16 protein-coding genes and 1 pseudogene are annotated in these 20,192 nt (G+C 67.0%); 10 read left to right on the plus strand and 7 right to left on the minus strand.

Annotated elements, in window-relative coordinates; all coding sequences use genetic code 11:
* Window positions 1–11: 11 nt before the first annotated feature.
* The 4 genes from G3T38_RS02575 to G3T38_RS02590 are packed head-to-tail and all read right to left on the minus strand — an operon-like array spanning window position 12 to window position 4,611.
* On the minus strand, window positions 12–392 hold the full coding sequence (locus G3T38_RS02575) for a hypothetical protein (protein WP_163770479.1): 381 nt from the start codon (window positions 390–392) through the stop codon (window positions 12–14).
* A gap of 46 nt (window positions 393–438) precedes the next feature.
* The gene (locus G3T38_RS02580; RefSeq protein ID WP_163770480.1) at window positions 439–1,380 is read right to left on the minus strand and encodes an NADP-dependent oxidoreductase; all 942 of its coding nucleotides are present in this window, start codon (window positions 1,378–1,380) and stop codon (window positions 439–441) included.
* Window positions 1,381–1,428: 48 nt separating this feature from the next.
* On the minus strand, window positions 1,429–3,009 hold the full coding sequence (locus G3T38_RS02585; RefSeq protein WP_163770481.1) for an aldehyde dehydrogenase family protein: 1,581 nt from the start codon (window positions 3,007–3,009) through the stop codon (window positions 1,429–1,431).
* A gap of 3 nt (window positions 3,010–3,012) precedes the next feature.
* On the minus strand, window positions 3,013–4,611 hold the full coding sequence (locus G3T38_RS02590; protein ID WP_163770482.1) for a GMC family oxidoreductase N-terminal domain-containing protein: 1,599 nt from the start codon (window positions 4,609–4,611) through the stop codon (window positions 3,013–3,015).
* Window positions 4,612–5,234: 623 nt separating this feature from the next.
* Here G3T38_RS02590 and G3T38_RS02595 point away from each other — a divergent pair.
* The 4 genes and pseudogenes from G3T38_RS02595 to G3T38_RS02610 form a co-directional block, all read left to right on the plus strand.
* Window positions 5,235–5,633 (plus strand): hypothetical protein, encoded by a 399-nt coding sequence (locus tag G3T38_RS02595; protein ID WP_163770483.1) that lies wholly within the window; start codon window positions 5,235–5,237, stop codon window positions 5,631–5,633.
* A gap of 308 nt (window positions 5,634–5,941) precedes the next feature.
* Entirely contained in the window at window positions 5,942–7,033 is a 1,092-nt protein-coding gene (locus G3T38_RS02600) for an ImmA/IrrE family metallo-endopeptidase (RefSeq protein WP_163770484.1), read from the plus strand.
* 352 nt (window positions 7,034–7,385) lie between these two features.
* Window positions 7,386–7,616, plus strand: a complete 231-nt coding sequence (locus tag G3T38_RS02605) for a transposase (protein ID WP_163770485.1) — start codon at window positions 7,386–7,388, stop codon at window positions 7,614–7,616.
* 368 nt (window positions 7,617–7,984) lie between these two features.
* Window positions 7,985–8,510: pseudogene (locus G3T38_RS02610) on the plus strand (DDE-type integrase/transposase/recombinase); the annotation flags it as partial.
* Between the two features lie 14 nt (window positions 8,511–8,524).
* On the opposite strand, the gene G3T38_RS02615 reads toward G3T38_RS02610, so the two are convergent.
* Window positions 8,525–8,947 carry a restriction system modified-DNA reader domain-containing protein gene (locus tag G3T38_RS02615; RefSeq protein WP_163770487.1) on the minus strand — a complete coding sequence of 141 codons (423 nt, stop codon included), beginning with the start codon at window positions 8,945–8,947 and terminating at the stop codon, window positions 8,525–8,527.
* 240 nt (window positions 8,948–9,187) lie between these two features.
* On the opposite strand from G3T38_RS02615, the gene G3T38_RS02620 reads away from it, so the two are divergent.
* From G3T38_RS02620 to G3T38_RS02630, 3 genes are all read left to right on the plus strand, one after another.
* Entirely contained in the window at window positions 9,188–9,430 is a 243-nt protein-coding gene (locus G3T38_RS02620; RefSeq protein WP_163770488.1) for a hypothetical protein, read from the plus strand.
* 434 nt (window positions 9,431–9,864) lie between these two features.
* Complete coding sequence (locus G3T38_RS02625; protein WP_163770489.1) at window positions 9,865–11,811, plus strand: site-specific DNA-methyltransferase; 1,947 nt, start codon at window positions 9,865–9,867, stop codon at window positions 11,809–11,811.
* Between the two features lie 3 nt (window positions 11,812–11,814).
* A complete protein-coding gene (locus G3T38_RS02630; RefSeq protein ID WP_163770490.1) occupies window positions 11,815–14,139 on the plus strand; it encodes a DEAD/DEAH box helicase in 2,325 nt (774 codons plus the stop codon).
* 1,202 nt (window positions 14,140–15,341) lie between these two features.
* Here the strand turns inward: G3T38_RS02630 and glnA are convergent.
* On the minus strand, window positions 15,342–16,769 hold the full coding sequence (gene glnA / locus G3T38_RS02635; protein WP_163770491.1) for a type I glutamate--ammonia ligase: 1,428 nt from the start codon (window positions 16,767–16,769) through the stop codon (window positions 15,342–15,344).
* A 258-nt stretch (window positions 16,770–17,027) separates the two neighbouring features.
* Between glnA and G3T38_RS02640 the strand changes: the two genes are divergently transcribed.
* The 3 genes from G3T38_RS02640 to G3T38_RS02650 all read left to right on the plus strand — a co-directional run bounded on the left by G3T38_RS02640 (window position 17,028) and on the right by G3T38_RS02650 (window position 19,363).
* Window positions 17,028–17,468, plus strand: coding sequence for an RDD family protein (locus tag G3T38_RS02640; protein WP_338037417.1), 441 nt, complete (start codon window positions 17,028–17,030; stop codon window positions 17,466–17,468).
* A gap of 51 nt (window positions 17,469–17,519) precedes the next feature.
* Window positions 17,520–18,374, plus strand: coding sequence for an SCO4651 family lipoprotein (locus G3T38_RS02645; protein ID WP_163770492.1), 855 nt, complete (start codon window positions 17,520–17,522; stop codon window positions 18,372–18,374).
* Window positions 18,375–18,463: 89 nt separating this feature from the next.
* Window positions 18,464–19,363, plus strand: a complete 900-nt coding sequence (locus tag G3T38_RS02650) for a hypothetical protein (RefSeq protein ID WP_163770493.1) — start codon at window positions 18,464–18,466, stop codon at window positions 19,361–19,363.
* An 89-nt stretch (window positions 19,364–19,452) separates the two neighbouring features.
* Here the strand turns inward: G3T38_RS02650 and G3T38_RS02655 are convergent, their stop codons facing one another.
* Window positions 19,453–20,166, minus strand: a complete 714-nt coding sequence (locus G3T38_RS02655) for a DUF4191 domain-containing protein (protein ID WP_163770494.1) — start codon at window positions 20,164–20,166, stop codon at window positions 19,453–19,455.
* Between the last annotated feature and the right edge of the window lie 26 nt (window positions 20,167–20,192).

A 20,192-nucleotide genomic window follows, 5' to 3' on the forward strand; every position in this document is an offset into this window, starting at 1 on the left:
ACGCCGGCGGCTCAGAGCCCGCTGGCGTGGACGGCGGCCCCGACCGCGCCGACCGACATGGCGAGGAACGAGGCGGTGCTGACGACGCGGTAGACGGGCGACGCACCCGCGTCCTCGCGGAACGCCAGCGGGAGGAACAGCAGCGGGTTCACGACTGCGCCAGCGACGAGCGGCACCACCACCCAGGCGGGCGCCTCGGGAAGGGCGACCCCGACCGCGATGAGCAGGATCCCCATCAGCACGTAGTCGAGGTGCATCTGCAGCAGCCGCCGCGGGTGCTGGATGCCGACGCGGGTCAGCGCGCTCGGCGCAACGTGCTGCAGCGCGACGGGCCAGCCGAGGAGTGTGCCGAGCGCGAGGAGGTACAGCCCGGCCAGGGGGAGGGTCTCCATGGGATGCATCGTGACGCATCCCAGCGGGCGGCGCCCGGCCGACGGCTCACCCGAGGTCGAGCACCAACCGCCCGCGCACCCCACCCGCCGCGAGCCGCTCGTGCGCCTCGTTGGCCCGCTCCGCCGGTACGACGTCGGCGACGCGCAGCTCGAGCACGCCGGCCTCCGCGAGCTCGCGCAGCTGCTCCAGCCAGTCGTGGCGCTCGGCCACCTCGGCCACCACGACCGGGTGGAAGCGGAGCCGATCGTTGCCGTCGCCCTTCCAGAAGCGCACCGTCGCCACGCCGCCGCCGTCCTTCACCGCCGGCAGGACCTTCTCGTCCTGCACGGCGCCGTCGACGAGACCGTCGACCCCGTCGGGGAACACCTCGCGGACCCGCTCCGCCACGTCGTCGCCGCGCGGCACCACGTGGTCCGCGCCGAACGAGCGGACGAGCTCGACGTCCTTGTCGGCGGCGTCGGCCACCACGACCAGCCCGGCGCGCTTGGCGAGCGCGACGACGTACCCACCCAGCGTGCCGGCCGCCCCGGTCACGGCGATCGTCTCGCCGGGGGCGAGCGCCAGCTGGTCGAGCGCCCGGATCGCCGTCAGGCCGTTCATCGGCAGGGTCGCGGCCTCGGCGTGGGAGGCCCCCGCGGGTGCTCGCGTGACGGAACCGGCCGGCAGCACGACGTCCTCGCGGTACGCACCGTGCTGGTCCCGTGGCACGACGACGCCCATGACGGCGTCACCCACGGCCAGGTCGGTCGCGACCTCGGGGCCGATCTCGAGCAGCTCCCCGGCGACGTCCATGCCCGGCACGTCGGCCGTCTCGCGCGGGACGCCGGTCTTGTTGCGCGCCCCGTTGACGACGTACGTGTCCGTGGGGTTCACCGCCGCAGCCCGCACCCGCACGCGGACCTGCCCGGCGCCCAGCGGCTCCGCGGGGAGGTCGATCTCGTGCAGGGCCTCGGGCCCGCCGTACTCCGTCACTCCGATGGCTCGCATCGTTCCTGTCTACCGACAGGGCCCAACGGCCGGGTACGTCGCGGCACCTCAGCTGCGGCGCCGCCCGCGGATCGTCGCGAGCGGTCGCCGCGGCAGCTTCGGCAGCTGGGAGGCGCGTCCGTGCAGCGCGAGCAGCAGCGTGGCGACCATGGTTTCCTGCTCGGGAGTGCGGTCGAAGGTCGTCAGGTTGATCGGCGCCTTGAACCGCGTGCGGGTCACCGACTTGGCGTAGGTGAACTCCCGGAGTCCGTCGGGCCCGTGGATGCGGCCGAAGCCGGAGTCGCCGACGCCGCCGAACGGCAGCGAGGGCACGCCGGCGAACGAGATGACCGAGTTGATCGACGTCATGCCGGTGCGCAGCCGCCGAGCCAGGTCCTGACCGTCCTTGCCGGTGAAGATCGCCGAGCCGAGCCCGTACCTCCCCGCGTTGGTCAGCTCGACCGCCTCGTCCATGTCGCGCACCTTGCGCACCGTGACCGTCGGACCGAACGTCTCCTCGGTGACGGCCGCGCTGTCCTCGGGCACGTCGACGAGCACGGTCGGCTGCACGAACCGGTCGCCGACCGCCTCGGCGCCGCCGACCACGGCGCGTCCCCCGCTGGAGAGGGCGTCGGCGACGTGGCGGCGCACGATCTCGAGCTGGCCGGGCATCGTCATCGGCCCGATCTTGGCGTCGACGTCGACCCCGGCGTGCACGCTGCGGGCGCGCTCGGCGAGCAGGGCGACGAACCGGTCGTGCACCCGCTCGTGCACGTAGATCCGCTCGACGCCGGCGCAGGTCTGACCGGCGTTGGCGAAGGCGCCCCACGCGGCCGCGCCGGCGGCGGCCTCGAGGTCGGCGTCCTCGTCGACGAGCAGGGCGTCCTTGCCGCCGGCCTCGACGATGACGGGGGTGAGCGTCTCGGCGCAGGCCGCCATCACGCGCTTGCCGGTGGCGGTCGAGCCGGTGAACGCGACCTTGTCGACGCCGGACCGGCACAGCGCGGCCCCGGTCTCGCCGAACCCGGTGACGACCTGCAGCAGGTCGTGGTCGGGCACGACCTCGCGGAGGCTGTCGGCCAGCCACAGCCCGACGCCGGGCGTCAGCTCGCTGGGCTTGAACACCACCGTGTTGCCGGCGGCCAGTGCGTACGCGATCGAGCCCATGGGCGTGAAGACGGGGTAGTTCCAGGGGCCGATGACGCCGACGACGCCCAGGGGGAGGTACTCGACCGACGCAGCCTGGTTCGCCAGCAGCAGGCCGGGGGAGACGCGCTTGCGGCCGAGGACCTTCGCGGCGTGCGACCCGGCCCAGGCCAGGTGGTCGATGGTGAGCGTGCACTCGAGCTGTGCGTCGGCGTGCGGCTTGCCGGTCTCCTGGTGCACGACGTCGCAGAGCTGGGCGAGCCGGCGGGTGAGGACGCCGCGCCACTGGGTGAGCACCTCACGGCGGCCGGCGAAGCCGAGGCCGGCCCACCAGCCGGCGGACGCGCGGGCCCGCGCGACCGCGGCCCGCACGTCGGTCTCGTCGTGGATGGGGTGGGCGCCGACGACGTCGCCGGTGGCGGGGCTGATGGACGCGAAGGTACGGCGCTGGGCGCCGGGCCCGGTGGAGTCGGCGGCGCTCGGGGGAGTGCTCGTGGTGGTCATGGCTCAGGCCTTTCCGCGCAGGAGGTCGGCGGCACGCTCGCCGATCATGATCGAGGCGGCGTTGGTGTTGCCGCGGGTCACCATCGGCATGACGCTGGCGTCGGCGACGCGCAGCCCGTCCACGCCGCGCACGCGCAGCTGTGGGTCGACGACGGCGCGCTCGTCGCCGCCCATCGCACAGGTGCCGACGGGGTGGTAGAGCGTCTGGGTGTAGGCGCGGAGGTGTTCCACGATCTGCGCGTCGGTCGGGTCGGCGCCCCACGACTCCATCGTCGGGAGTCCCGGCCCGGCGACGTGCGCGGCGAGGGGTCCGGTGGCGACGGTGTCGAGCATGCGGCGTACGCCGGCGGTCATCGCGTCGATGTCCGCCTGGTCGTCGAAGTACCCCGGGTCGATCTCGGGGTGCCAGCGTGGGTCGGTGGAGCGGAGCCGCAGCGTGCCGCGGCTCTCGACGGAGACGAGCGTCGGCGCGACGGTGACGCTGCGGGCGGTGGCCTCGTGGAAGCCGTTGTCGTAGAAGCCGGTCGGCGCGACGTGGACCTGCAGGTCGGGCGCGGCCAGGTCGTCGCGGGTGCGCCAGAAGCCGCCGCCCTCGCCGACGTTGGAGGTGAGCGGTCCGGTGCCGGTGGCCTTGGCGCGCGCGAACTGCACGAGGTTGTTGTGGTCGAGCAGGTCGGTGGTGTCACGGGTGCGGAACACGAGGGGTACGGCCGGGTGGTCGTGCAAGTTCTGGCCGACACCTTGCAGGTCGACGACGACGTCCACGCCGACCTCGCGGAGATGGGTGCCCGGCCCGATGCCCGAGAGGAGCAGGAGCTGCGGCGAGTTGATCGCACCGCCGGCGAGCACGACCTCCCCGTCGACGTACGCCGTGCGGGTCTCCGCACCGTGCTGGTACGCGACGCCCACGGCCCGTCCGCCCTCGATGACGACGCGCTCGGCGAGCGCGCCGGTGCGGATCGTGAGGTTGGGACGGTTCGTGGCGGGCTCGAGGTAGGCCTTCGCCGTCGACCAGCGCCGTCCCTTGCGGCAGGTGACCTGGTAGAGCCCCGCGCCCTCCTGCTCGGCGCCGTTGAAGTCGTCGGTGGGCTTGAAGCCGGCGGCGACCGCGGACTCGACCCAGGCGGTGGTCAGCGGGTGGGTGTAGCGCCGGTCCTCGACGTGGAGCGGTCCGTCCTGGCCGTGGTACGGCCCGCTGAGCCGGGTGTTGCCCTCGGAGCGGACGAAGTAGGGGAGCACGTCGTCGTAGCCCCAGCCGGTCGCCCCGTAGGCGTCGCGCCAGGTGTCGAAGTCGGCGCGGTTGCCGCGGATGTAGATCATCGCGTTCATCGACGAGCAGCCGCCGAGGGCCTTCATGCGGGGCCAGTACGCCCGGCGGCCCTCGAGCTGCTTCTGCTCGGTGGTCTGGTAGTTCCAGTCCCACCGCGTCTTGAAGAGGTTGGGGAACGCCGCGGGGATGTTGATCTCGTCCGCGTCGGCCGGACCGCCCGCTTCGAGGAGGAGGACCGAGACTGTCGGGTCCTCGGTGAGGCGGGCGGCGAGCGCGGCACCGGCGCTGCCGGCTCCGACCACCACGTGGGTGAAGACTTCCCGGTCCGGCACGCCGTCCTCCTTGGATTGGGGGCGGTGGCCGCGTGTGCGGGGCGCCCGGGAGCACTCTAGGTGCCACTGTGACGTGGGACACGGTACGTCGCGCGACAGTCCTGCGACCACATGATGGGTCGACGCCATAGCGACCATCGAGGAGACCGCAAGGCCGCTTCGGTCAGCAAGGGGATGAGCAGCCCACAAGTGCAAGCTCTCCACGGCAGGGCCGCGAGTGGGCTTGCGATTGCGGCAGGCCGCTGCGTCTCGATCGCACCGTGAGACACCACACCGTTTGGCGTGCGGCTTGACCGGCCGTCGGTAGAGCGCTGCGGCAAAAGGGGCTTCCGTAATCGCCCCCAGGTGAAGAGGGCTCGTAATCGACGAAGCGCCGCGCACCACAGAGCAACGGCCGACGACCGATCGGCGGGTCTTGATCACCCCGAACGCCGGGCCGTCCTGTGGGAAGCAAAGGTCAGTGGTGTGACGCCCGATTGGCGCCACGGGTGTGCACTGGACGGCTTCGTGTCCGAGCGTGTCGACGTCCAACCCGGTCTGATGGGTAGTCTGCACTGTGTACGCCGAGCAGAGGCGCCGTTCACCTGGGCGGTGGGGGCGGCACGGGGGGAGCCGACTGGACAATGGAAGTGCCGGAATCAAAGCGCTGGAAGTACGATCGCGGCGACGGTCGTTACAAGCATCGCTGGAACCAAGATCATCCTGGGCACGTCACGATGGGAAATCGCACCGTGGGCAAGTGCCCAAAGAGCTTCACCATCGAGTTTGCCGAGGCCGCCCTCAACTCGGGCTATGAGTATTTCGAGCGCCGTAGACCGGTGGGGTATCCAAGCCGCATCTTCGCGGTCATCAAAGGAACTGTCTATCGAGCCGTTCCCACCCTAGCGGGAGTCTCTTACCACGGGTTTCCGGAACTGAAGCCCGACGACCTACCGCCTGATCCCGCGGTTAAGGAGGCCATACTCGACCTGGCCGCAGCAGATGGGAGTCGGGAGGAGGTGGAGCAATGGTTCAAGAGTTAGATCCTGAGTTGACCATTGACTGGGAATTCAGCTGGACGGACGAAACGGTCAAGGGGCGAGGGCGCCCCGCCGCGTCTGAGGGCGTCTTGACCCTACGCGTCGGCGATGACGTGCTTTGGAGCGTCGACGATGGGGATTGGCCTTGGATCGAGTTACTCGAGTGGCTCACGAGCTCTTGGACATGGATTCGAGTTGAAGACGGACTTCCCGCCGATCTCCCTGCCGACGTCGCAAACGTCGGGGCACTGAGGTACGAGTTAAAGCGGGCAGTGCGATACGAGCCGGACGGTGTCCGAACCCAATCCGAGATGGCGCTGTGGGACTTCATTGAGACGCACGACTTGAGCCGCGCCCTCGCGGGCGCCAATACTCGGCCAGTCCTGATATGGCGTCAGGGCCTTTTGGGTCACTTGTTGACCGAACAAACGCACTATGTGACTCATTGGCGCCGCATTCTGTCCACAGTTGAATCGATCGGCGATGCGATCGCGCATCGGTTGCTGCGGGCCCCGGACGACCAGCGCTCCAGGGCAGCTCGAATGAATTGGCAGATGCGAGACGCTGTGAGCTCAGGAACGTTGTTGGCGACCGCGCGTGGACAAGACGCTACTATCGACGCGCTGACGTTCCCCACGATTTGGCGCGACTCGGACATCGGTGAGATTGAATACAGTCCAATCTTGGCGGCGGCACGAATGACGTCTCGACTGCCGGCAACAGTAGCTGGCCGCGTTCTTCGGTTGATCAACGCCCTGCCAGGCAGGGAAACGTCTATCCCTGCTGTGTCGGATGCAGTGATCGCCGCGGCCAATTTGGATCGATCCGCGCCGCCATACGCGCAAGCGTACGAATATGCGAAGGTGTTCCGAGTGACACTCGGATTGGACGAGAACTCGCCTTTCCTGCCAGAGCAGTGGCTTGACCACATGGGCGTACTAGTGCAGGACGAGCGTCTCGGTGAAAAGACCATCGACGCAGTCGCCGCGTGGGGACCCCAGAATGGTCCAGCGATTATCATCAACCGAGATGGCTGGTTTTCCTCGAGCCCAAACGGGCGCAACACCTCATTGGCGCATGAGATATGCCACCTGCTGATCGATCGGCAAGACGCCTTGCCAGCGGCCGAGGTAATGGGTGGTCGGGTAGACGTAGCTGTGGAGCAACGAGCGCGAGCGTTTGCCGCCGAAGTTATGTTGCCCCGCGCAGTTGCGGGGGCAAGCCTGCGCCAAGCTGCGGATGAATCCGGAGCAGTGCGGGCAGTCAGGTCTCTTTCGAACCGGTTCGGCGTCAGTCACGAGATTGTCGCCAGGCAGGCGTACAACAGCCAGGTCGCCCTGAAGCCGACTGTTTTTGAGCGTCTGCGACAGATGGTTAGCGACCCAAGTCGCTTCAATCCATGAGCCGCCGAATCACTTGGTGATCTGCGTCGGACGCACCGTTGCGATGTCGGCTTGCAGTTGAGGCCGTCCAAGGTTCTGTTGTCAACTGAACCGCAGTTCGACCGTCCACAGCTGGACGGTGTGGACTGTGCCGGCCCATCCCAACGAGGTCCGCGACCACACCGTCTCTACCGCGCTCGCTCGGTATCGACGCGGCCACTTCAAGGGTCGGTTGAGACTGAGACCGGACAGCCGTGATGGTGTGCGAATCGGCTTCGCCGCAAGAGAGACAGTCCAACCAGAGGGGACTGCTGCACGGATAGGTGACATCTGATCTCTGGTGCTGAAGAGCACCGCCGGGAGGATGTGTGCTTTGCCGAAGCCGTACCCCCAGGAGTTCCGCGACGACGTCGTCAGGGTCGCTCGCAACCGCGAGCCGGCAGTCCACCTGAAGCAGATCGCTGCCGACTTCGGCATCAGCGAGTCGTGTCTGACGAACTGGCTCTCGAAGACCGAAGTCGAGGACGGCGTCAAGCCCGGCGCAACGGTCGGGCAGAGTGTCGAGAATCGTGAGCTCTGCAAGCGGGTGCGGCTCTTGGAGTAGGAGAACGAGGTTCTGCGCCGGGCTGCGGCCTACCTCTCGCAGGCGAACCTGCCGGGAAATTGATCTACCCGCTCGTCCGCGAGTTGGCCCCGCGAACGCCCCCGATCAGGGTGCCCGCGGCGGTGACGTATCGGGTGCTCGGGCTGGCCCGTCAGCCCTACTGCCGATGGCTGGCGGCGCCGGTCACCGCCTCGGACCTCGAGGAGCCCTACCGCGCCAATGCCCTGTTTGACGCCCACCAGGATGACCCCGAATTCGGCTACCGGTTCCTCGTCGACGAGGCAGCCGAGGCAGGCGTGGCGATGGCCCAGCGGACCGCGTGGCGGATCTGCTCGGACAGCGGCTGGTGGTCGGCGTTCGGCAAACCCAAGCGCAGCAGGGCGAAGAGGCCGGGAGCGCCGGCCCATGACGACCTGTGCGCGTTCGTCGACGAGCACGGCGTCATCCGTCGCGAGTTCACCGCGACGGCGCCGAACGAGCTGTGGCTGACCGACATCACCGAGCGCAAGGCGGGTGAGGGCACGCTCTACCTCTGCGCGATCAAGGACGCCCACTCTAACCGGATCCTAGGCTACTCGATCGACTCGCCGATGAAGTCCCGGCTGGCTGTCCCAGCGCTGAACAGCACCGTCGCACGCCGCGCAGCCGAGGGTCGCCATAAGGCTGGTCGCGTCGTACGAGCGACCGAAGCAGTCAGTTCCGCAGCGGGAATCCGTCCGCGCGCTCAACCGCTACGACCTGGCCGGCTCCATGGCCCGCCTCGGCGCTGCGGGCGACAACGCTGCCATGGAGAGCTTCTTCGCGCTGCTGCGGAACGATGTCCTCGACCGCCGCACCTGGACCACCCGTGGGGAACTCCCGATCGCGATCGTGACCTGGATTGAACGGACCTATTGGCAGACGTTACATCACATGCCCGACCCATTTTGCTGGTCCAGCTTGAACCGCAGCTGGCGCAGCGTCTTCCCTGTCGGGACGTGCAGCCAGTTCGCCCATCCATCGATCTGGCTGCCCACTAGGTCGACCAACGCCGGCGACGGCGCCTGGTACACGCCCTTGCTGGTGGTGATCCAACCGGAGTCCGTCACCTCTGCCTCGAACACGTTGCCCTTCCGGGTTTGCTCGTGCTTCAGCTTCTCGCCCGGCTTGACAATTCCGGCCTGGATGAGCGGCAAAAGCCTGCCCTTCTTGCCCGCGGTCACATCGACCTTTATGGCCTTCGCCGTGTCCTTCAGGAGGAGCCGGCGGAGCACGTCATTGGGCTGCTCAAAGCCCTTAACGTGCCGCTCCATCTCGGCCCACACCTCGTCATCAACCTCGATCCGATGCATTCCAGCGTCTCGCTCTCTCTGAAGTCTCTAATCTGAGTAATCTGACAGACTGCAGATTACTCAGAGACAATTGTCCGTGCAAGCACCTTCGCGGGCGCAGCCGGACAACGGGACACCCGGCCAGAGATCTCTCGCGAGTGGTAGCGCGGCCACGGCGAAGCCCAGGTCCTTGTCCCCGGAGCCGCCGCGCGTCTCGCAGGATGCCTGGATCGCCGCCTAATCGATCGCGACGACGGCGCGTTGGAGTTCGCCGGGATCGCTCGTGCTGACCGCGACGAAGCCGCTTGCCGGGAGCGCGCCGCGGCCGGCGGTGAGATCTGCTCCCTGGTGCAGGACGTTCTGGAACTCAGCCGTCTGCTGCGCGTCCTCAATCTGCCCGAGTTCCTGCCGCTGGTCGGCGTCCGAGACGTATTCCGTCTTCCGCGCCTGACCTCGGGCCTCTTCCCGGGGCGTTGGGGTAGATGCCCGCTGACGATCGCCTAGCGGTCGACGATCGCAAGCAGCTGATGGTGGCGCGCGTTGCCGTCGCTGAGCGGGCTGCCATCTCGGACGGTGCCGTCTGGGCCCGTCGGCTGGGAAGCTCATCGACCGATGCAAGGGACCAGACGGGAGGGATTACGACACTGAGCCGCCATTCTCTCTCTAGTCTGGCAGGGACGGCGGGCAGGTACGGCGACGGCAGCGCAACTAGGGTCGGGTGCGGGGCACCTTCGTGCGAGTCTTCATTGCGCGATCGCGACGGCTTCGGGCGTCACAGACCAGTAGGGTGGGGCCTGTCACGCCCGGCTCGTGATCGTCGGTTCCTGGGTCGCTCGACGGCATTGGGAACTGAACTGTCGGTCCTCGATGATCGGCTGTGCTCGGAGGCTTCGGCAGGTGGCGTCTGGAGCGCAGGTTGAGATCAGAAGGAGGCGACGTTGAACGAACTGGATGACCTTGAGTTGCTGAGCAAGGATGAACTGATCGACCTGCTCAGGGAGCGGGCCGAGGTAGGCGTCAAACTCACATTCCCAGGTAAGGTAATGACTCGTCGTATCACGCGGCGAGTCCGACCACGCGTTCAGCGCAGCATCGTGAAGTACGGCGCAGGCTCGGAGGAGGAGCGCTCCAAAAACCTCCTCATCGAGGGTGACAACCTCCAGGCGCTCGCCACCCTGTACCGCGAGCGCGGCCACGTGGACCTGATCCTGACCGATCCTCCTTACAACACGGGCGGCGATTGGCGCTACAACGACAAGTGGGACGAGGACCCCAACGATCCCGGTATCGGCGACCTCGTGAACGCCGACGACAGGGCTCGCCACACCAAGTGGATGAAGTTCATGTACCCGCGCCTGCTTCTGATGAAGCAGATGCTCAAGCCTGGTGGCGTGCTCGCGATCTGCATAGACCATCGGGAACTTTTCCACCTGGGCCAGATGCTTGACGAGCTGTTCGACGAGCGGAACCGCCTGGCAATCATCAACTGGCAGAAGTCCTACTCTCCCCGTTCAGACAACACGCATGTGTCGACCGCAACCGAGTACGTCCTGGTATACGCGAAGGACGAGGAGCGCGCCAGAACCGGCCTTCTGCCGCGCACGGAGGCGATGAACGCTCGGTACCGGAACCCTGACGGCGACGAGCGGCTATGGAAGGCTGAGAATTTCAGCGGTCCCAAGGCCAAGACACACAAAGGCATGGTGTACGGGATACAGTCCCCGTTCACCGGCGAGATTCATTACCCGCCCGAGGGCAAGTGCTGGCGAGCCCCGCAGACGGACACCCTCGAGTGGGTCCAGCAGTGGGGTGCTGGGTACGAGCTCAGGTTCATCGATGATGCGGGCCAGCGCGCCCGGGTCATCGGCGAGCCGGCTGATGGTTTGCGGCGCGTTCGTGCAGTGATGCTCGCCGAGGACCTAGCCTCGGCGACAGTGAAGGCGGAGAGAATTCGGGCAGAAGAGGTCTGGCCCGAGATCGTCTTCGGTCTCGACGGAACGGGCCGGCCCCAACAGAAGAAGTACCTCGAGAACGTGAAGAAGGGCCGGGTCCCGATGACGTACTGGTCCGACGAGGACCACGACGAGTTCCCCGAGGACCTCGGCACCGTCTCTTGGGACCATGAAGAGTCGGGCCACAGCCAGTCCGGGATCACCGAGCTGTCCGCGGTGGTCGGCAAGGGGCATGGTTTCGAGACCGTAAAGCCGCTCAAGCTAATGCAGAAAATCATCCAGATCTGGTGTCCGCCTGACGGTGTCGTCTTGGACCCGTTCGCGGGGTCCGGCACGACCGGGCACGCCGTGCTGGCGCTCAACCACGCGACCGAGACGAGCCGTCGATTCATCCTGATTGAGCAGGGACGCCCGGAGGCGGGGGACTCCTACGCGAAGACTCTGACCGCCGATCGGCTCCAGCGTGTGGTGACCGGTGACTGGGCGAACGGTAAGGGCTCGTCGCTCGGCGGTGGCTATGAGTTCCGGGCACTCACCAAGCAGGTCGATGCCACGGCACTGCTCGCGATGGAGCGTGAGGAGATGGTCGACACGGTCATCGCCTCCTACTTCGATTCTTCGCGACGGCGCGGTCCCAGCCTCGTCCGGTTCACGGACCACGATTACGCCTACCTGGTGGCCAAGAACTCCGAGGATGAGGGCTTCTACCTCGTTTGGGGCGGCGTCGGGGAGAACACCGACCTCACTGAAGACGTCTACGAGGCATGCGTCGGTGAGGGCGAGAAGGAAGGTCTGAAGCCCGTCTACCACATCTATTCGCGCTTCAATCTGTTCACGACTCCAGGAGTGCATTGGTACCAGATCCCGGACCGTATCCTCGCCGACTTCGGCCTGGACGTTCGAACTGAGTCGTACACGGACGAGGAAGACTGACCGATGCTGTCGCTGTTCCAATTCCAAGAGGAGGCGGCTGCAACCGTCTCTTCGCATGTCTCGGACTACCTCGACGCCCCGGCGATTACGACGGTTAGGAAGAAGCGCCACGTCGCCCCCTTCTTTCAGGCGCTCTCTGCACTCACCGGCGCTGGCAAGACGGTGATCCTTGCGGAAGCTGTGTCACAGATTGCGGACACGATGCCGGTGAAGCCCGTGATCATGTGGCTGTCACGTGGCAAGGTTGTGGTCCGCCAGACCTTCGTCAACCTTTCGCCGGGCGGCAAGTACCACCGCCTCCTCGACGGCATGTCAGTAGACGCTCTGGCCAATTACAACCCCGAGATCGTGGCAGAATCTGATAAGCCACTCGTCTATTTCGCCACCGTCGGCACCTTCAACCAGAAGGACAAGGACAGTGGCACCCTGCTGATCCACAAGAGCGACGTGGACAACATGGAGGCCTCGATCTGGGACGCGATCCGCCGGCGCACCGATGCCGATGGGAACCGTCGACCGCTTATTGTGGTGTACGACGAAGCGCAGAATTTGAGCAACCAGCAGACTGAATTGCTTTTGGAACTCGAACCGGATGGCTTTCTCCTCGCGTCGGCAACGATGCGCCTTCCGGCACGGATTGGCTCCGAGGTCCAACACATCAGGACGGCTGGATATGAGGATGCCGACCTAATCACGAAGGTCAAGACGAAGGACGTTGTCTCCGAAGGCCTGGTCAAGGACACCGTTCTGCTTGAGGGCTACAACACTCCCATGGAGGAGGCTGTCGCTCAGCTCCTGTCGGACTGGAAAGAGGCCACCGCCGAGGCGGATTCCCTCGGCCTGAAGTTCAAGCCGAAGGCGATTTACGTGTCCAACACGAACGTCGTCGCCGACACGCCAAACCTATCCGACAACCCGAAACAGCCGTTCAACCAGCGGCAGGCCCCACCCATCCTCATCTGGAAGTACCTCGTCGAGCAGATGGGCATCGACCCCGCCACGGTGGCTGTGTATGCCGATTTGAAGACCGACAAGGACTTCCCGCTTCCGGATGAGTTCATCCTGTTTAAGGGGGCCGACAAGGACTACGACGAATTCACGGCTGGCGACTACCAGCACGTCATTTTCAACCTCACATTGCAAGAGGGATGGGATGACCCCTCGGTGTACTTCGCCTACATCGACAAGAGCATGGAGTCGAAGGTCCAGATCACCCAGGTGATTGGCCGCGTCCTCCGTCAACCGGGGACGACTCACCACCCGGTGGAGAGGCTCAACTCCGCGCACTTCTACATCCGAGTCGATAAGAATGGCGTGTTTGATCAAGTCATCGAGGACGTTCGAAAGGAACTGGGCGAGGAGGCTGGCGGCGTCAAGATCGTCGTCTCTGCCCCGGGCAAGCCTAAGCCTCAGGACTACCACCCCAAGGTTGATATCTTCGTACCCGAAACGGGCCTGGATCCGAGTGCCACGCGCGCCAAGATCGAGAAACTGCTGAGTGACTTCGCTGACTACCGAGACGGCGGAGTAAATACAAAGGGCACCGGCAGTCGACGGATCCTAAGGCAGAAGGTCGGCCAAGACGGGTCGCAGACGGGATGGGAGGAGTACGAACACTCGAGCGAGGCCTCAGCTCGGTGGGTCTTCCACCGTGAAGTACAGCGCCAGTACAAGTGGGCGCTCGGCGTGGTCAATCTGGCCGACTCCAAGCTCGACGCAAGGGTCGGGATTGGCAGCCCCGCCCACAAGCAAGTCCGGTACCTCGCTGACGAGGTGGTCAACGCCTACGTCAAGGGCGTTCGCTTGGTCCAGCGGCGCCTCAACCCCTTTAAGGTAGGGACGGTTCTCGCGCGCCCGGACGAGGTGGTGCCGTTCGTCAATGCTGTGCATGAGGGCTATGCCGGTCTGAACACGCTCGAGCGCCCGTTCGCAGATGCCCTAGACCAGACTGGGCTTCCTTGGGCCCGTAACCCTGCGCGCAGTGGCTACGGCATCCCACTTATCAGCGTGGGCCCGACCTCTAACTTCTACCCCGACTTCCTCGTGTGGACGCTGGAGCGCGTGATTTGCATCGACACCAAGGGGCCTCACCTCGTCCAAGAGACTGCTCGAAGGAAGCTGCTGCGCATCAGGCCAGCGAAGGACGGTCCGCGACTGGATGTCCAGTTTGTCTCCAAAGGCAAGTACGACGACAACTTAGAACAGAGGCATACTGGGGGGTACACAAGCTGGGGGATGGGGGACGACGGCACGATCCAAGCCGTCCCGTTCGAGGACATGGAGGCCCTTGTGCGTTACCTCCTCGACGATTCCCTGCATTCGGGCTGAGCAGTTTCGTCCCCTGTTGTCTCACACTGCCTATCGACCTAAAAGGCTGTCCTTGCCGATGTCCAGGCAGCCCAGTAGCGCCCTGCTGGGTTCGATAGCGATCTCCAGCATTATTGGTCGCAGGGGTCGGCATCCGGTTGGGTCCGGCGGAGTAGCGGGCGTCGGAGCCGGATTGACCACGCTTGCTTGTTTGGGAACGCCTCAGGCCGGGCCACGAGTGGCGTTAGTTCGATCCCGCATAGCTGGAGCAAGTCCGGTTATCTGCAAAGACCTGATCCGGCTGAACGTGCGCCTGGCCAACTCGATCGGATCCGGAGCCAACCGGACCGGCGTGCTGACAGGGCCCTGCCGATGCCCCGGGTGTGGTCGCGAGTCAGGTTTCGGAAAACACCCCGGGTGCTCAAGAGGAACAACTCGTCTCGGGGCTGTATCCGGTCCATCTCGGAGCGACGGGTGGGGGAAAGGCCACATAGCTGGTCAATTCCCGCGGCGTAGTCGACCGACGCCTTGGCCACGACGAGCATCCGGGTGGCGGGCGACAGCGCATGAGTTACTTGTCATGTCGCGTACCGCGACTAGTCGCCGATTCCTCCGTCGTTTGGGCCGCCGCGAGCGAGAACGGCGGACATGTCTCGTGGGCCGCACATGAACGCCGGCGACCTCGCACCACACCATCGACCACGTGCCCGTAGGGCTGACCGGGAGAGCCTGGTCCTCAACACGCAAGAGGTCCGAACGGGTTGACACTCACCTGAGACCCAACAACCCTGCCCTATTCCCCCGGCCGAGTAGAGGAGGTCGTCACCGTTGCGAAGGTTGTTCGAGTCTGACGAGTTGAGCTCCAAGGTCCCCCCGGACAGTGGCCTGCCATTCGTTGCGGAGGTCGGGACATAAGCGTGGCAGCTCCGCGTAGATCTCACTCAGTGAGGCCTCCCCGCCGAGCGCCGCTAGTGCGGTCGCGATGTCCTCTTTCCAGGTCGCCATGATCGTCACGGTAAGCGATTGCCAGCCGCGGCGGCCGTCGAACTCCGCAGCTCGCCAGACGTGACCAATGCGTGCCCAGCGGAGCGCGGCTCGCGTCGGTCGAGGTCGAGGGTCACGCGCCAGACGCTCGGCGTGTGTGCATGCAGGTCAACCGGCATGAGTACACCCCCTTAGCCGCCCAGTTCAGGGGGCTAAGGGGGTGCGCTCAGACGTCTGAATCAGATGTCGTAGTACAGCTCGAACTCGTGCGGGTGCGGCCGCAGCTGCACGGGCGCGATCTCGTTCTCGCGCTTGTAGGACACCCACGTCTCGATGAGGTCGGGGGTGAACACGCCGCCCTGCGTCAGGTACTCGTTGTCGGCCTCGAGCGCGTCGAGCACGGCACCGAGGGACGTGGGGACCTGCTCGATCTCGGCCATCTCGTCCGGCGGCAGCTCGTAGATGTCCTTGTCGATCGGCGCAGCCGGCTCGATCTTGTTCTTGACGCCGTCGAGGCCCGCGAGCATGAGCGCGGAGAACGCCAGGTAGGGGTTCGCCGACGGGTCGGGGAAGCGGGTCTCGATGCGCTTCGCCTTGGGGTTCGAGCCCGTGATCGGGATGCGGACCGAGGCGGAGCGGTTGCGCGAGGAGTAGACGAGCGAGATCGGCGCCTCGTAGCCCGGGACCAGGCGGTGGTAGGAGTTCACCGTCGGGTTCGTGAAGGCCAGCAGCGAGGGGGCGTGCTTCAGGATGCCGCCGATGTACCAGCGCGCCATGTCCGAGAGGCCGCCGTACCCGGCCTCGTCGTAGAACAGCGGCGAGCCGTCCTTCCACAGCGACTGGTGCACGTGCATGCCCGAGCCGTTGTCGCCGAAGATGGGCTTCGGCATGAAGGTGACGGACTTGCCCTGCTGCCACGCGGTGTTCTTGATGAGGTACTTGAACTTCATCACGTCGTCCGCGGCCTTGAGCAGCGTGTCGAAGCGGTAGTTGATCTCCGCCTGGCCGGCGGTGCCGACCTCGTGGTGGGCCCGCTCGACCTGGAGGCCGCAGGCCTCGAGGTTCTTGACCATGTCGGCGCGCAGGTCGCTGTAGTGGTCGTAGGGCTCGACCGGGAAGTACCCGCCCTTGAGGCGCGTCTTGTAGCCCAGGTTGGCCTGGCCCTCGGTCTCCTTGCCGGAGTTCCACCAGCCCTCGACGGAGTCGATGTGGTAGTAGCCCTCGTTGACGCCCGTCGAGTAGCGGACGTTGTCGAAGATGTAGAACTCGGCCTCGGGGGCGAAGAACGCCGTGTCGGCGATGCCCGTGGTCTCGAGGTAGGCCAGCGCCTTCTTGGCGATGTTGCGCGGGTCGCGCGAGTAGGCCTCGCCCGTGATCGGGTCGTGGATGAAGAAGTTGATGTTGAGCGTCTTCGCCTTGCGGAACGGGTCGATGTACGCCGTCGTCGGGTCCGGGAAGAGGGACATGTCCGACTCGTTGATGGCCTGGAAGCCACGGATCGACGAGCCGTCGAAGCCCAGTCCGTCGTCGAAGACCGACTGGTCGAACGACGACACGGGAACCGTGAAGTGCTGCATGATGCCGGGCAGGTCACAGAAGCGGACGTCGATCATCTCGACGCCCTCGTCCTTGATGTACTTCAGCAGCTCTTCGCTGTTGGCGAACATTCGTCCTCCTACGCGGCACGCCGGTGGGCGTGGCGCTCGTGGTACGGGTGAGTCGTCGGGGGCAGCCTTGCACCCGGCGATTGCGACGCAACGTATGCACGGGCAGTTTCGCTCCGATATCCCGATTGTTTCAGCCGTGTTACAGGTTGGGGAGAGCGGGGTGAAGCCCGCGTCCGCTCGCGCGCGTGCCGCACGCGGCGTACGCCGGTGGGTCGCCCGGATGACGCTCCGGTGACACGGGCTCGATAGCCTGCGCCCGTGGCCAGCACCGACCGTCAGACCGCCTCCTGGGCCCGCCGCATGCTGGCGCTGCTCGTCGACTGGTTCGCCTGCATGCTGGTCGTCATCGCGTTCGTGGGCCCGGCCCGCTACTTCCCGGCCACCGCCGAGGACGCCGCCGGCGCCAACCCGTCGCTCCTCACCCTGGGCCTCCTCGTGCTGGAGTCCACGGTGCTCACCTGCCTGGCGGGCGGCTCGTTCGGCAAGCTCGCGACGCGCCTCCGCGTGGTCCGGTACGACGGCCGCCCCGGCCCCATCGACCCCATCCGCGCGTTCGGACGCTCGGTCCTCGTCGCCCTGGTCATCCCGCCGCTGGTGTTCCGGCCCGACGGCCGCGGCCTCCACGACATCGTCGCCGGCACCATGACGGTCCCGCTCGCCCCGCGCCGCGGCGGCGGCGCACCCCAGCCGCGCGGCTGAGCCGCACCTGACCCCCGCCGTACGGCGCCGGGTTGTGCCACCATCGACGGCATGACCCGTCGCAGCCTGCGCGCCCCGCTCCGCCGCACCGTCGCCGCCCTTGCCCTCTCCGCCACCGCGGTCACCGGGCTGGTCGCCTGCGGGAACGACGACGACGGGGCGGAGCCTGCCGCCGCGTCCAGCGGGAGCCCGACGACGACCGGCCCCGTCGACGCCGTCGAGCTCGCCTCGGCGATGACCGCGGCGTACGAGGACGTCACCTCCGCCCGCGTCTCCCTGAGCGTCGAGGGGGTGCCCGGCGGCGGTGAGGTCAGCGGGGAGGGCGTCGTCTCCTACGGCGGCGCCGAGGACGGCGCCGGCCCGGCGGTGAGCATGACGATGGACGCGATGGGCCAGAGCGTCGAGCTCCGCGTCGTGGACGGGGTCGTCTACGTCGGCGGTCCGCTCGCGGCGATGCTCGGCGGCGGCAGCCCCTGGGTGGGTCTCGACCTCAGCACGGTCGACCTCGGGGCCCTCGGCATCGACCCCGACCAGCTGACCGGCTCGTTCGACCCCGAGCAGCTCGCAGCGACGCTCGGCTCGGCCGCCGACATCGAGCGGGACGGCGAGGAGACGGTCGACGGCGAGACGCTGCAGCGCTACACGGTCACGCTCGACCCGAGCGCGCTCGCCGAGCTCGTGCCCGACGCCGCGGAGGCCCTGCCGACGGAGCCCGTGGAGCAGACGGTGCTGCTCGACGACGCCGACCGGCTCCGCGAGCTCACGATGGACCTGCCGCTCCCGACGGGGGAGACGGCGACCCTGACGGTGCGGATGTGGGACTACGGCACCGACGTCACCGTCGAGGCGCCACCTGCTGCGGACGTCACGCTCCTCGACGGCATCCCGGGATTCACGACTTCTTGAACCATTCCGTTTGAGGCGTCGGCGGGAGGGCACAGTCGCCGGCGGCTCACCGAGCCACCCACCCCGAGAAGCAACCCCCGGAAGGAACCATGACGCGCCTCAACGTACGCCGCGCCATCGCCGCCACCTCCCTGAGCGTGCTGGCCGTGACCGGTCTCGCCGCCTGCGGCTCCGACGACGACTCGAGCACCAACGACGACAGCTCGTCGAGCTCGAACGAGGGCTCCGACGACGAGGGCTCGAGCGACGAGGGCTCCAGCGACGGCACCGTCGAGGGCTCCTCCTTCGACGTCGACGAGGGCGAGGAGGTCGACCCGGCCGAGTTCGCGTCCTTCTACCTCGACGCGTCCACCGCCGGCGGCACCGCCGCCATCGAGCAGTCGACCACCGTCGACGGCGCGACCACCACCATGAGCGGCGAGCAGGTGCTCGACCTCGAGAACCCCGAGCTCCGCCTCACCGGTGACTTCGGGGCCGGAGAGGGCGAGCTCATCATCATCGACGGCACGATGTACCTGCCGATCGCCGAGGGCGGCGCGCCCGTCGAGCTCCCCATCGACGACCCGAACAACCCGTTCGCGCAGGCCTTCGCCCTGCTCGGTTCGCCCGACAAGAACGAGCAGATCCTTGCCGAGGCCTCGACCTCGGTGACGTTCACCGGCGTGGAGGAGGTCGACGGCGTCTCGACCGAGACCTACGACGTCGTGCTCGACCCCGCCGTCATGTTCGAGATCCTGGGCTACGGCGACGACCTCGCCGCCTCCGGTGCGCTGCCGGAGGAGATCACGCAGTCCGTGGCCATCGACTCTGAGGGCCGCGTCGTCGAGCTCGCGCAGGTCACGCCCGCCACCGCGATGGGCCCCGAGACCGAGACGGTCCAGTCGTGGTCCGACTTCGGCCGCGACGTCACCATCGAGGCTCCGGCCGACGCGATCCCCTACGAGGAGTTCATGAGCTCCCTGGGCAGCGGCTCCTCCATGGGCGGCTGACCGCCCCCTGCACGTACGACGACGCCCCCGGTTCCAGCGGAACCGGGGGCGTCGTCGTACGCGGGGTCGTTCGTGGGGGAGAGCGGGGCTCAGCGGCCGCGCATGTTCTGGCGCATGCCCTTCATGTTCGTCGGCAGCGGGCCCTTGGGGAGCGGCACCTTGCCGCGCTGCGCGTCGAGGGCCTTGAGCCGGTTGATGGTGTCGGTGATCTCGGGGCCCTTGATCTTCTTGGGCAGCTTCTGCACCTTGCGCACCAGCTTCGGCAGCGGCACCTGGTCGTCGCCGCGGCCGACGACGATCTCCGTGACGGGGACGTCCGTGACGACGCGCTCGTGCTTGCGGCGCTCGCCCGCCAGCAGCGGCTTGAGGCGGTTGGCGTTGCCCTCGCCGATGAGCACGATGCCCGGCTTGCCCACCGCGCGGTGCACGACGTCCTGCTGCTTGTTGAAGGCCACGACGGGCGAGGTCTCCCAGCCGCGACGCAGCATCTGGAGCGCGGCCGCGGCGGCGCCCTGCTGGCCCTCGAGCTGGTTGTACATCGATGTCTGCGCACGACGACCGAAGACGATGAGCGTCGCCAGCGTGCCGACCAGCAGCGCCGTGACGACGCTGAGGATGGTCGAGAGGAGGCCGCTCCCCGGGAGCAGCGTGAAGACCAGGAAGCCGAGCGCCGCGAAGACGACGAAGACACCGACGAGGATCAGGCCGATCCGCGGGTCGCCCTTCTTGGCCATCCGGTAGGTCTCGGCGATCTGCTGCCGACGCTTCTTCGGGGCCGGGGCGGCGGGCTGCTTGCTCGACATGCGCTCAGGTGCCTTCTTCACGTTCG

It is taken from the genome of Nocardioides zeae, assembly GCF_010686755.1.
In the GTDB taxonomy this organism is placed as follows: Bacteria; Actinomycetota; Actinomycetes; order Propionibacteriales; family Nocardioidaceae; genus Nocardioides; species Nocardioides zeae.

Coding starts and splice junctions, on each gene's coding strand:
- G3T38_RS02575 (WP_163770479.1), bottom strand. CDS start 392: ATGGAGACCCTCCCCCTGGCCGGGCTGTACCTCCTCGCGCTCGGCACA.
- G3T38_RS02580 (WP_163770480.1), bottom strand. CDS start 1,380: ATGCGAGCCATCGGAGTGACGGAGTACGGCGGGCCCGAGGCCCTGCAC.
- G3T38_RS02585 (WP_163770481.1), bottom strand. CDS start 3,009: ATGACCACCACGAGCACTCCCCCGAGCGCCGCCGACTCCACCGGGCCC.
- G3T38_RS02595 (WP_163770483.1), top strand. CDS start 5,235: ATGGAAGTGCCGGAATCAAAGCGCTGGAAGTACGATCGCGGCGACGGT.
- G3T38_RS02600 (WP_163770484.1), top strand. CDS start 5,942: ATGGCGCTGTGGGACTTCATTGAGACGCACGACTTGAGCCGCGCCCTC.
- G3T38_RS02615 (WP_163770487.1), bottom strand. CDS start 8,947: ATGCATCGGATCGAGGTTGATGACGAGGTGTGGGCCGAGATGGAGCGG.
- G3T38_RS02630 (WP_163770490.1), top strand. CDS start 11,815: ATGCTGTCGCTGTTCCAATTCCAAGAGGAGGCGGCTGCAACCGTCTCT.
- glnA (WP_163770491.1), bottom strand. CDS start 16,769: ATGTTCGCCAACAGCGAAGAGCTGCTGAAGTACATCAAGGACGAGGGC.
- G3T38_RS02645 (WP_163770492.1), top strand. CDS start 17,520: ATGACCCGTCGCAGCCTGCGCGCCCCGCTCCGCCGCACCGTCGCCGCC.
- G3T38_RS02650 (WP_163770493.1), top strand. CDS start 18,464: ATGACGCGCCTCAACGTACGCCGCGCCATCGCCGCCACCTCCCTGAGC.
- G3T38_RS02655 (WP_163770494.1), bottom strand. CDS start 20,166: ATGTCGAGCAAGCAGCCCGCCGCCCCGGCCCCGAAGAAGCGTCGGCAG.